8 protein-coding genes are annotated in these 12,547 nt (G+C 35.3%); 2 read left to right on the top strand and 6 right to left on the bottom strand.

Annotated features, from left to right (window positions below; translation table 11 throughout):
* The 4 genes from DF185_RS19245 to DF185_RS19230 all read right to left on the bottom strand — a co-directional run.
* Positions 1-4,771: cadherin domain-containing protein (locus DF185_RS19245; RefSeq protein ID WP_207784702.1), on the bottom strand; the 4,771-nt coding region annotated here is incomplete at its 3' end.
* A 46-nt stretch (positions 4,772-4,817) separates the two neighbouring features.
* On the bottom strand, positions 4,818-5,975 hold the full coding sequence (locus DF185_RS19240) for an ABC transporter substrate-binding protein (RefSeq protein WP_110362674.1): 1,158 nt from the start codon (positions 5,973-5,975) through the stop codon (positions 4,818-4,820).
* Positions 5,976-6,035: 60 nt separating this feature from the next.
* A complete protein-coding gene (locus DF185_RS19235; RefSeq protein ID WP_110362672.1) occupies positions 6,036-6,623 on the bottom strand; it encodes a phage tail protein in 588 nt (195 codons plus the stop codon).
* Positions 6,624-7,282: 659 nt separating this feature from the next.
* Complete coding sequence (locus DF185_RS19230) at positions 7,283-8,014, bottom strand: DUF6261 family protein (protein WP_110362670.1); 732 nt, start codon at positions 8,012-8,014, stop codon at positions 7,283-7,285.
* 431 nt (positions 8,015-8,445) lie between these two features.
* Between DF185_RS19230 and DF185_RS19225 the strand changes: the two genes are divergently transcribed.
* On the top strand, positions 8,446-9,732 hold the full coding sequence (locus DF185_RS19225) for a hypothetical protein (RefSeq protein ID WP_110362668.1): 1,287 nt from the start codon (positions 8,446-8,448) through the stop codon (positions 9,730-9,732).
* Positions 9,733-9,781: 49 nt separating this feature from the next.
* Here the strand turns inward: DF185_RS19225 and DF185_RS19220 are convergent, their stop codons facing one another.
* Positions 9,782-10,585, bottom strand: coding sequence for an energy transducer TonB (locus tag DF185_RS19220; protein WP_110362666.1), 804 nt, complete (start codon positions 10,583-10,585; stop codon positions 9,782-9,784).
* 163 nt (positions 10,586-10,748) lie between these two features.
* Here DF185_RS19220 and DF185_RS19215 point away from each other — a divergent pair, with 163 nt between their 5' ends.
* On the top strand, positions 10,749-11,513 hold the full coding sequence (locus tag DF185_RS19215) for a hypothetical protein (protein WP_110362664.1): 765 nt from the start codon (positions 10,749-10,751) through the stop codon (positions 11,511-11,513).
* Here the strand turns inward: DF185_RS19215 and DF185_RS19210 are convergent.
* Positions 11,475-12,395, bottom strand: a complete 921-nt coding sequence (locus tag DF185_RS19210; protein WP_110362662.1) for a CPBP family intramembrane glutamic endopeptidase — start codon at positions 12,393-12,395, stop codon at positions 11,475-11,477. The genes DF185_RS19215 and DF185_RS19210 overlap by 39 nt on opposite strands.
* Positions 12,396-12,547 lie beyond the last annotated feature (152 nt).

The raw sequence follows: 12,547 nt of genomic DNA, 5'->3' as shown, positions 1-12,547 counted from the left end.
ACCCGTCACTTACCGTTAAAGTTAGGTTATGACTCCCATTTCGTTCATAATCCAAATAGGTATTATCCAGAATTGTTATTTCACCTGAATTTTCATCAATTTTAAATATACCATCCTCATTTCCTGCAACTATTACCCAATCAGTATAGAAATCATCATCTCCAGCATCGGCGTCTGAAGCTGAAACTTTCCCTATTCGGGTATTATTATCCACATTTTCAACAACATCAAACACTTGACAACAGGTAATGATTGGAGCAATATCATTTATTGGATTCACATCAACATTTATGGTTTCTGAGGCAGAAATATTTGTTCCATCGCTTACCGTTAAGCTTAATGTATAGCTGGTTGTGGTTTCATAATCCAGATTCGTATTGTCTGCAATACTGATTTCTCCGGAAGAAGCGTTAAGCTCAAATATACCATCTGTGTTTCCAGCTGTAATTTTCCAAGTAGAGAAACTTGTACCGGCGTCATTATCTGTAGCCATTACTGTTCCAATAATTGTATTATTAGCTTTGTTTTCATCTACATTGAAAGTTTGATTTGCAGTAACAACTGGAATATTGTCATTTAAATCATTGATGTCAATCCTAATATTCTCAGCCAGACTCGTATTTACGCCATCACTTACTGTTATAGAAAGTGTATATGATTCTGTTTGTTCAAAATCAAGATTCGTGTTGTCTGCAATACTGATTTCTCCGGATGTCGTATTAATCGCAAAAACACCATCATCATTGCCACTAACAATTAACCATTGCGAAAAAGAAGTTCCAGCATCTTCATCAGACACCAAAACTGTTCCAACAACTGCATTGTTATCTTTGTTTTCATCAACATCGAAAGTTTGATTTGATGCAATAACGGGAGTGTTATCATTCAAATCATTGATATCGATCCTAACATTTTCCGCCAGACTAGTATTTACGCCATCACTTACTGTTATAGAAAGTGTATATGATTCCGTTTGCTCAAAATCAAGATTGGTGTTGTCTGCAATACTAATTTCTCCAGATGTCGTATTAATCGCAAAAATGCCATCATCATTGCCACCAACAATTAACCATTGTGAAAAAGAAGTTCCAGCATCTTCATCAGAAGCCAAAACTGTTCCGATAACTGCATTGTTATCTTTATTTTCATCAACATCGAAAGTTTGGTTTGCGGTAATCACTGGGGTGTGATCATCGTCCTTGATACTTACTGTGTGAGATTGAATTGCTCCCTGGGTTGCATTGGTTATATTCACCATATCTACTATCACGCTTTCATCTGATTCATCCAGCATATCCATTGATATGGTAATCGTAATATCAGCCGATGTGCTTCCTGCTGCAAAATTTAGAGGGCTATTTTCAATGCTATAATCTATCCCTCCTCCAGATGCTGTACTTGTTTCATTTACTGAAAAATCTACACTTACATCTCTTCCACTTATTGCGGATAATTCTGCGGTAATTTGCATGGTTCCTGATTCATTTGAGCTTACCTGCGATTCAGTAGTAAAACTTACCGTTGGGGGATCATCATTATCTAAAATAGTGTATGTATGAGTTTGTTTTGTTCCTAAACTTGCATTATTGGGATTGGTTAAGACAACTTCAATCGTTTCATCTTCCTCATCTAATGTATCATCAATGATATCTGTGATACTAATATTTTTACTGGTTTCGCCTTCTGCAAAACTTAATGTTCCATTGGCTAAAGTATAATCAGTACCTGATCCTGTAGCAGTACTTGTCCCCTGAACCACATAATCTACACTAACAGGATAACCACTTGCTGCAGAAAGATTAACTTGTAGATCGGTACTGCTAATTGATTCCGATCTTTCTGAATTTTCAGTGCTAAAGCTAACAGTTGGGGCAAGATCATTATCAATTATATTTGCTGTAAAAGTAGAGGTTGCACCTTGAATTGCATTGGTAGGCTCCCCCATATTCACAATCACCGTTTCATCCGGTTCATCCAAACCATCATTATTAATTGTTATATTGAAAGTGTTGGATGTCTCCCCTGCAAGAATTTTAATCGGACTTCCTGTAATGGAATAATCCACACCACCATCGGTTGCCGTGCTGGCAGGATCCACAGTAAAGGGTACGGTTACCTGTGCATAATTAATTGCCTCTGACAATTGAACGGTGATTGTTATCGTTTCGGTTGCCTCACTAATGGTTTGGGCAATGTTTGTAAACGTAACCCTTGGAGTAGCCTTTACATTTAAGCTAACGGTAGCAGTATTACTGTAATCAGTGCCATCACTCGCTTCATAGGTAAAACTGGAACTGACACCATCCGTATTCAGATATTTCAACCATCCCCAATTTAGATGATCCCGGGAAACCAGTTGATTAAGCACAATTGCTTCACCAGGATCAATTATATTATTATTATCCGGGTCCAAAAACAAGGTTCCATTTCCAGGTAAAGCCGATATACGAATTTTTCGAAGGTAATCGCTATCTCCATCTTCATCAGTATAATCAAGGGCAATATTACCTATGTTAGGATATACATTTCCCTTGTGAATATCAGTGAAGGTACGATTGACAACAGTTGGAGGATTATTGGTTTTAAAACTAACCTGGCTACCGTAAACCGTACCTGCATCGTTCGTAGCAAAAGCCCTGGCATAGTAGGTGGTTCCCGCGGATAAGCCGGTAATGTCGCAAGTAAAAGCACCCGTTACCGAAGCCGCCCCCTTATCATCCTTACTGTCTGCAGTTGTAGGATTTTCCGAAGTACTCCAACATACACCATGAGCTGTAGGATTAGGAATCCCAAGATCATTAATGTTTCCATTTCCGGTTGCTGTTGTTGCGGTAATGGAAGAAACGGCCTGGGTTGTTACGGCTGGAAAAGCTATAATATTTAGTGTTGCAGTGTAGGTGGAAGCGCTGTAGGCTGTACCATCGTACACAGCAAATTCAAAGTAACTATTGATTCCTGTATTATTGTAATATTGCAGGTTCCCGTTATCCAAATCAGCCTTGGTAACATTGTCTGCGTTCGATAACTCTTCTCCAGCGTCATAATCATCGCCATTGTCTGCATCAACATACAAAATACCCTCATGAGGAACCAGATTTACTGCAATCTTGGTCATAATATCGCCATCAATGTCCGTAAAGCCAAAATCTGAGGTCGAAAAAACATAGGATGTTCCTTTGTAAATAGAGTTGGCAGTAAAATTGGCACCAGTTGGCTTATCATTAACTGCCACGACTGTAACAGTAGAATTAACTGAAAGTGCAGCAGTATCATCTCCACTGTTTGCAGTCCCTCCACTATCTTTTATGCTTGTAATAGTAACTGTACGATTTGCTGTATATGGACTATTGCTATTGTTTTGGTAGCTTATTGCATCTATAAGTGTTTGTAATGATAAAGTACTTAATGTACCACCACTAAAATTTACTGTTGCGATAGTTCCTGATACAGACACATTGTAACTAATTGAATTTCCAGTAGTTGTACCAGATGTGCCATTAGTAAGTACAATAGTAGTTCCATCTACATTTAATCTTTCATTTGATCCATTATTTACATTGCTTACGGTCATCGTAAAATCAGAGAATGTTTGTCCGCTCTCAACTGTAGATGCTGAGGTACTTTGGAATAGACTTACTGCGCTTTCTCCTTCGGTGAAGGTTGGATTTAGACCTGTACTAATTAGAACAGGTTCATCGTTTACAGCTATTATGCTTATAGTTCTGGTATCCGAAGAATTCGCAGCATTTTTATCGGTGGCATTTATTGTAATGGTTTTATTAACAGTTCCGGGGTCATCAGATGTATTTCGATATCGAAGCGATTGAAGTACCTCCTGAACATTTGCATTGGTAGCATCGGAATCAAAGACAATTGATAACATTGTACCACCTGTTACAACTCCACCACTGGTAGTTAAATCACCTATGTCAGTTCCATTGGCTAGTAAATTGGTTCCACTTATGGTAATTGCCGTACCATCTCCATCGGTATCACTAATACTAATTTCGTCTGCACTATCAGAGTTTGCCGTTACCTGAACAGTCAAACCTCCTCCATTCCAATCGGCATCGCCATCTGCATCATTTACCGATGCTGTTGCATCAATTAATGTTGCAGCATTGTTTTCAGTATACGATAAGGTGCTGTTATCAACTGAAATTGTTGGATCAGCATTTATTGGTCCAACAATATCCACCTCAAAACGGAGGTCTTTTGATCCTAATGATACAGTGCCACTACCTTGATCCTGATACATATTTCCACCCGGAACGTTATCATTACAATAATATATTTGTACATCAGTAGTAAAATAGAAAGTATATTTGTTTCCATTAACAACAGAAATATTTAATGAAGACAGATCGATTTCTGCCCAATCACCGTATCCAGTTAAAGCTTTATTCAAACTAATTGAGGATTTTGTGCCTAATACTGTACCATCTACTCCATCGCCAGCATAAATTGTTAGCGATGATGAATTTGTAGTGTTCGTGAAACTAAGTACTCTAATTTTGTCAAGTACACCATTCTGGCAAGCAGTAAAGCTATTCCCCATAGTCGATAAACTTGCTTGACTACCATCCTCGCTTGTAGGAGAAATTGTACATTGAGAAAAAGCAGGATTTCCATTAATGAGCAGTATGCTAATTAAAAGAAATAATATCAATATCAAGCGGTTGAGATCTACACAAAACTTGGAATGCCTTAAAAATTGTTTAGGCTCAATACTGTGTTTATTATCAGTGTTGAAAATGTAAAATTTGTTCATAGTGATCGTTTTTAAAGGACTTACTTAGGATAATGATTAAATGGGTTTAAACACACAAGTAGGGATTTAGCCACCCACTCACATTCTCTTTGTGAATGCTTTCGTAGGTGTTATGATCGTACTGCATGGCTTTGCCTTGTTCAATGGTTATTTTGTTGATTTTTTTATGGCTTACATTGATTTTCTCAATGTCAATAAGTGGTGTAGCATACTCTGAGTTGAGGAAAAAAGAGCGAGTGCCCCTTGGACCTTTTATATTTTCAGTTTTGAAACGTTTTTTGATTTCTGTCCAATCTCTCCGATTGAATTCAGGTATTAATTGCTCGAACAGTAGACCCATTTCGTACCCCAAAAGCGTGAACAGATCAGCTTTTTGTCCTGCAAAATCAGAAACTCTCTTTTTAAATGTCAGGTTGAGTTCTTCAATAGAATTGTAGTTCCACATAGAGGCAGAGTAAAAATTCAAACTCAAATTGCTTACCTCTTTCAATATTTCTTCCGATGCCATGTGTGCAGTGGTGATCAATGGAATTGCCTTATTTAATTCGGCTTTGTGATATTCGTTAAAGAACTCTTCTGCTTCGGTTCCACAGAACAGAGCATGAACAAAGGAAGGATTTTGACTTTTCACTTTATCCAATACCGATTGTATTTGTTCTGCATTACAATTTTCAGGATGGTACTTTAAAACCTGTATGTCAAGATTGTCTGCTCCGGCCATAACAGCACCTTGTCGAAAGGCCGATTGCAAATGGTATCCACCATCGTATATTGGCATAATTACTGTACCTTTTTCGCCAAATTGTTTGTGTGCCCAGTATCCCAGTGCAAATTCCGATTGCCACATCTGAAAGCTGTTTACAAAAATACTATCGGACAGATGATGAGTGTAGGGAATGTATTCTCCAAGATCGAAGAAGAATCCCAACCTTTTTCTTTTTTCAATGCTTGGAATTAAGGTTGGCAGAACCAAATAACTAATTAATCCGGAAAGAATGTCCACTTGATGAAAATTAAGAAGTTTATTGGCGGCATCAACAACCTGCTTTTCGCCACCCTGGCCTACGTATTCCGGTATAACCTGGAATAGAGAATGGTACTTTTCTGGAACTGCGGAATAAAAGCCACTAATTAGGCTGGGAATCATTTGGGGGTAGATCGAGGAATACGGAACAAGAAATCCTATCTTAATGTTTCGCTGCATATGTATAGAATGTTTTAGGAAAAAAGAGATTAGGCAAAAAATGCCCAATCTCGTGATATTTTAATCTCTGGTTGGGTAAATACCCTGCAAGCTCATAATGTAATTGGTTACCAGGTATGGTTGGCGGTTTTCGTGTGGCAAACTGCCTCCTGTATCTTGGACTGATACACCACCACCTTTAATGCTAACCCCATTAAGGTCTACTGTTGGAGTTTCAGAATTGTACAATGTATCACCAGGATTGAATCCATCTTTAGTTGCAGCTAGTGTGTGAGCGTTATTTGTACCCGGAGTACTCTCCGTTCCTGCCACATCACTTGCTTTAAACTCAATACCAAGCGAAGTGAGTGCTGCGATATGTGTGTGCTGCGGCATCTGGTTTTGAATGAGGCCTACTTGTTCATAACCTCCAAACCAACCCATTTGGTAAGGGCTAAGTCCTCTTCCCTGCCCATATCCAAGAGGAACACGTCCCCTAAAATCCGGTAAGTTAAAGTTGATTCTACCATCTCCGCCATAGGTGATTCCAATTAAGGAAAATAGACTTGCGTTTTCGCTAACGGTAAGTTTCCCTCCCCAACAATTAGCCCAATACTTAGGAGCCCAATTTAAGGGCCATAGGGCGATAAAAGAAATAAATGTATCCATAAGTGAATTTTTAATGAATTAATAAAATAGATGTTTATTGATATAATATAGATTCGTTAGTCTATCGTCATATATTTCAATCTGGTCTCTAACTCCCCAGCAAATTCATCATTCAATTCTTCCATGAGACTTTTAATAATTATTAGTCAATCAAAGGATATTTTTTACTTAATTAACCCATAATCAATATTGAAATTAGTGTATTTTAATCACATAATTAAAATTTTCATGTTATTTAATGGTAATACCTATAAAATACAAGCAAGTAAATTGAGTTGTATCAATAATTTTATTATACGATAATTTTTTTTTGGTGCTTTTTTTTCATTCATCATGTTTTTATATCCGTTTACTTGAATATTTTTGCATTTTAAAATCACCAAAGCTTGATTAAACAAGACATATAACATGACTTCTTTAAAATTTAATCAACATCATAATATGGATGTTTCATATGTTGATCATAGATCCAATTTTACTTTTGGGATACGGAAAACATAAATTTAAAATGAAAACATCTTAACATATTTATCTGTTAATTTATTTTTATTCTAAATAAAAATCAAAACAACCACGATTTGAGGAATTTAATTAGCAAAATAATGCCAGATTATTTTAATCTGTACCGTAGAATTGTGTGAGATGTGGATAAGATGGAATTATATGCTTGCCAGGTGAGACTGCTTTTTGCGCTTCAGATAATTTTGATGATTTCTTACTTCTGCATTATAGCTTTTGATAATGGTTGACAGCTTTTTTGAGTGATAAACATATGCTTCCTTGTTTGCTAATTTCATGGCATGGATATAAGGTGCAAATTCTTCGTTAATCAATTTTCTTAGTTCTATTGAAAGAATATGGGCAGGCTTAGAATTCTTTCTTTTTAAATCATCTTCCAACTGAAGAGACAAGGCGTTGTAATAGTCTTGCTGAGATTGTTCCAAATTTGAGATCAATTGATCGAGATCAGCAATTTGCTCCCTGTCGTATTTAAGCTTCTCACTCTTGAGCTGTGCAAGCAATGCCCGTGTTGAACTTGATTTGTCGACATATGATTTTTTGATGATCTGAAGTCCAAACCGGTCTAGAATTTCCTTCAGCTTCAGAGCGCTTTGCTTTTTATCATCTTCACGCCTATATGAATAAGCCTCTACCAAATAAAAAATGGCTCTTAAATCGGTATTTCTGATGTTATCAAATTTCCGAACGCGCTTTGTTCTCCACTCTTCATTTGTTTTATCTATCAATTTCTCAGTTAATTCTTTTATTGCACTTAATTTACTCATGAAGTAAATATCCTCCTTCAAAACTGAATTCAATTTGATACAAATAATATCATTGCAAAGCGTACTCATTATTTTGTGATCGATTTTTGATAAAATCTTTTCCATAATATGCAGTTTTTTCACTTATCTGATAAGATCAATTATAATTCCTTATAAAAGTTAATACTTATTTTTATATTAATTAGTATTCTATTTACTTTTTCATGTATTCTATATTTGGTGCATTATTTATTATTACTTTTTCTTTTATTTTATAGTATTAATTTAATTATCACTTTCTTTTTCATTATTTCTTTTGTTTTTATTACCATACATTTATATGTGGATAATAAAATGTAATACCCTATTACAATCCACATTATATTCCTGTTAATTCCAAATCTTTACGAAGTCGGTGAATTTTGTATTACTTAGTTTCGATAGTCGTGCTTGTCGTGGCACAGACTACCTAATTATTTTTAGATTTTATTAAACACCACTTGAATTTATCGACAAACTATGATAAATTTATAGGTAGCTAACAAAACCTACACACTATGCCACGCAAAAAAATCAAGAAAAGAAAAAAAAAGAATAATCAATTTTCTGGTTCAAAAGAAGGGCGAATAAAACTGGGAGGTTTAAATGATTTTTCGAAACGATTTGAAGAATTATCGGAGATAGCTGGCTGTAAGGATGCCTGCAAACTATTAACAAAGAAAATTAGAGCTTTAATGTTCCTTACAAGGCTACATTTAACGCAGCCACGAATAGATAAAGGAGAGCCAATTGATAAAAATCTGGCTAAAATGTTATATAAAATATTCAAATCGCAAAGAAATAGAAAGAGTATAGAATTAATAAAGGGCAAGGAAAAAATCTCTATTGACGATTTATACATTATTGGCTGCCTTAAGGTATATCTGCGTAACGAGGACGAAAGTCCATTACTCAATTCTATTAAATCGGGTTTTAAACCATTGGTTGATGCATACGATGCGCAAAAGCGCCCTGAAATACTTCACAATGAAATGTATGACCAAATACTTGCAATGCTGAATGGAATAGGTCATGATATGTTTAGTATTAAAACATCTGTTGTTAATAAAACTTACCCTAGTTCTGGAGTATTTCACATCGTAAGGGTTAAGCATCACCGACCTATAAAAAGAAATATCCTCATAGATGGAAAAAGAAGACCTATTGTAAAATTTGGGTGGCCTATTGCAGATGGCAATATATGGTACCTAAAAATAGCTGGTGAAAAAATAAAAGATATTTATAAAGGAGACAAAAAGGAATTGGATGTGTACATACAATCACATGCCATTAGAAGGTTTGAAGAAAGAACAAAACCTCTTACCTTAATGTTTTGCAGGCTATATATGACTCTTGTTTTTCGGAATTTCTGTATAGGCAAAGTATACTGCAATAAAATTTACTTAAGTGTTTACTATCAACACATTAAAATAGGATATTTTGTAGCTGATATAATTGAAGAGAAGATAATCATTAGAACATTTCTGTTTCTCACGCACAATTCTACTCCTGAAGGAAAAGCTTTAAAAGAGTTTTCGGGATTACAAAAGAAAGATATCACTTATTGGCATTTCGACTCTCTTGAGTCTTTCATGACAAATCCTCCCGAAGAGGGAAGTTTACTGAAGGATATTATGAACAAAGCAGGAATTGAACCGCTCTTTGAACTTGGCGAATTAGCAGAATTGAATGAAAATGATAATGCTAATGACATTGACTGGGCAGATGTTGAAGACTATATTGAAAAAGGCAGAGAAGAAAGATTAAGATTACCAGAAGAGGAATATGAGGAAATATATAGCTGAAATTATTAAATCTTATTCCTCCTCTAATATTCTTTTAAATTGGTGTTTTTTATCGCAACTCAAAGTTGATTGGCGCCACACTATAGAGCTTTATCGGCTTTCCATTCTTTATTGCAGGTTTCCATTTATTACATTTTTTAATGGCATCAAGTGCGGCCTGATCAAGATAAGGATCTACTTTTCTCAAAATTCGAATATCTGTTGGCTTACCTAGTTCATCAATGGCAAATAAAACCAAAACACAACCCGTAATTCCATTTTCCTGGCATATTCTTGGATATTCAACATTACGTGCCAAATCCATTGCAAACTGCTTATCTCCCCCTTTATATTCGGCAATGGTATCGGCATTTGCATAAATATTATTCGGAAGTTTCCTGCCATGATAAATGGTATATGATAAGGTCATTAATTCTTCATTAAATATATCCATACCCACTACCCTATCGTCAAAAATCTTTTGCCACTGTCCAATTCTATGCAAGGGAAACATTGTTTTACTTAAACCCTTTTTACTGATTTTGTCATTACTATTATATTCTTCTACATAATAACCTCCATTTACCTTTTTATAGGCTCTGGTAAAATTGCTTGTTCCACTACTAATACTATAATGTCCATCTTTCATTCGTTTGATGATCTCTGTTTTTTCATGCTTCCACTTTTCATTGTGAAGCTCATAAGCCATTAGAATAGATTTCTTTTCATTCTTTTTTTGAAATACCACCATATGATCCGCTCCATTCTTAGAAGGAGTAGGTGCATGATTCTTATAGTAAACAATCGTATCGTTTTGAGCAAGTAATAGCTTTGTTGAAATTAGAACAAGTAATAGAATTAATGTGTGTTTCATAATTTTTATTTATTGACCAATCAAATGTAGTATAATTATCATGTAATCTTCATTATTGTATGATATAAAATTTAGATTAATACTGCGAACGGTAAAATAGAAACGCATATTTTTTGTATATTCGCAAATCACAATACCAACATTGCTTAAACCAATTTAATTAATGCCTTACCGCCGATTACCAAATACCGACTCGGCACGAGTACGTGCCCTTAAAGCTGCCTTAAGTATTAGCATGAGAATCAATCGTTTTGACTTGGCTTTTTCATACTCATTATACCAAAGAATTGAAACCTTTTTACCTCATTATGAGCTTGCAATAAGAAATCACAGGCAAGCATTAAGTCAACAATCGAGTAAAAGCAAAGAGTACAACGAGAAATTGAGAAAAGCTCGCTTGTATGTATCTCATTTTATACAAGTTTTAAACTTTTGTATCATTCGTGGTGAATTGAAACCTGAGGCACGTGAATTTTATGGCATTCGGAAAAATTCGAAAGCAACTCCATCCCTATTAAAAGATTCGAAAGTAATTGAATGGGGAGAAAAATTGGTTAAAGGTGAGCAGGAAAGAACAAGAATGGGTGGAAACCCAATTTACAGTCCTTCCATTGCTTTGGTACGTGTGAATTGCGAAAACTTTAAACAAGCATTCAATTACCAAAAAACACTTCAGAATAACACCCATCGCTTCTCCGAAAAAGTTTCCGAATTTAGAGAAGATGCTGATAAACTAATTCTTGATCTTTGGAATCAGGTTGAGAAAAAGTTTGGATCGTTAACGGATGAAGAGAAACGCGCAAAATGTTCAGAATACGGTGTTGTATATGTTTGGCGAAAAGGGGAACGTGAAAAGTTAGAACAAGTTAAACAGGCCAAGAAAGCTTCTCTAAGCCTTCCTTTTACAGATGCTTCTGAAAACTCGTAACAACAGTAGAACAATTGCCACAGAAACTAGACCTGTAAACCAATAATTCTCGTTGGCTCCTATGGTTTCCATTTCTTCCGGAATATCACCTTTACTTATATAATACTTCGTAATAACAGCCATGCCGTTATTTACCAGGTGTGCAATTATTGGCACCCATAAACTTCTCGACCAGATTAGTAAATATCCGAAAAGGATTCCCATTGCCATACGCGGCAATAATCCGTAAAATTGCATGTGAAGTGCTGCAAATAAGAATGCTGTAATGATAATTCCCCAATGGATATTATTTGTAAGTTTTCCAAAAATGCCTTGTAAAACTCCGCGAAACAAAAGTTCTTCTCCAATAGCTGGTATTAATGCAATAACCACAAGGTTTACCAGTAGGTCAGAAGTAGAATTCATCACCAAAAACTTCTCGGTTACAACTTTTGCCCGTTCTTCATTATCAATCATCCAGTTTTCAATTCCCGACATGAATTCAGGTAAACTTAAATGGGAATTCACCTGTGCCAAAAGGTTAATCATGGGCAATGAAAAAATGATAATAAAGGTAGCCAACAGCACTTTTGAAATATTGGTACCTTCTGCTAAAAACAAGTATTCTCGAACTTTCTTACTAACCAAAAAAGCAACAATAAAAGGAGGAATTATAAACATCCCAATTGAATAAACAGATTGGTAAAATTTTAAAACCGATAGATTTACAGTGTCACTATTAATATCTATTGCTTGCAAATCTGTAAAGATGTTAATATCGAAAAATATCAATGCCAATACAGTGCCTACAAACATGGCTAACAGGAATGATACCACTACTGCAATTAAACTAATTAGTAGGTGAGTAAATGGGCTATGATGACTCAAGGATCCTTTTAACATGATTCTTTTTTTAGGTTGAAACACAAAAATAGCAACAAAAGACAATTATCAAATCAATTATTACATAAGAAACAAATGATGTAAACGATCGCTTGAAAATTCGACTATTAGACTGTTCAAGACTTTATTATATCTTTGTGCACTGATTTTTA

The organism is Marinifilum breve (assembly GCF_003202155.1).
Classification (GTDB): domain Bacteria; phylum Bacteroidota; class Bacteroidia; order Bacteroidales; family Marinifilaceae; genus Marinifilum; species Marinifilum breve.
This window is presented reverse-complemented; position numbering and strand designations above follow the sequence as displayed.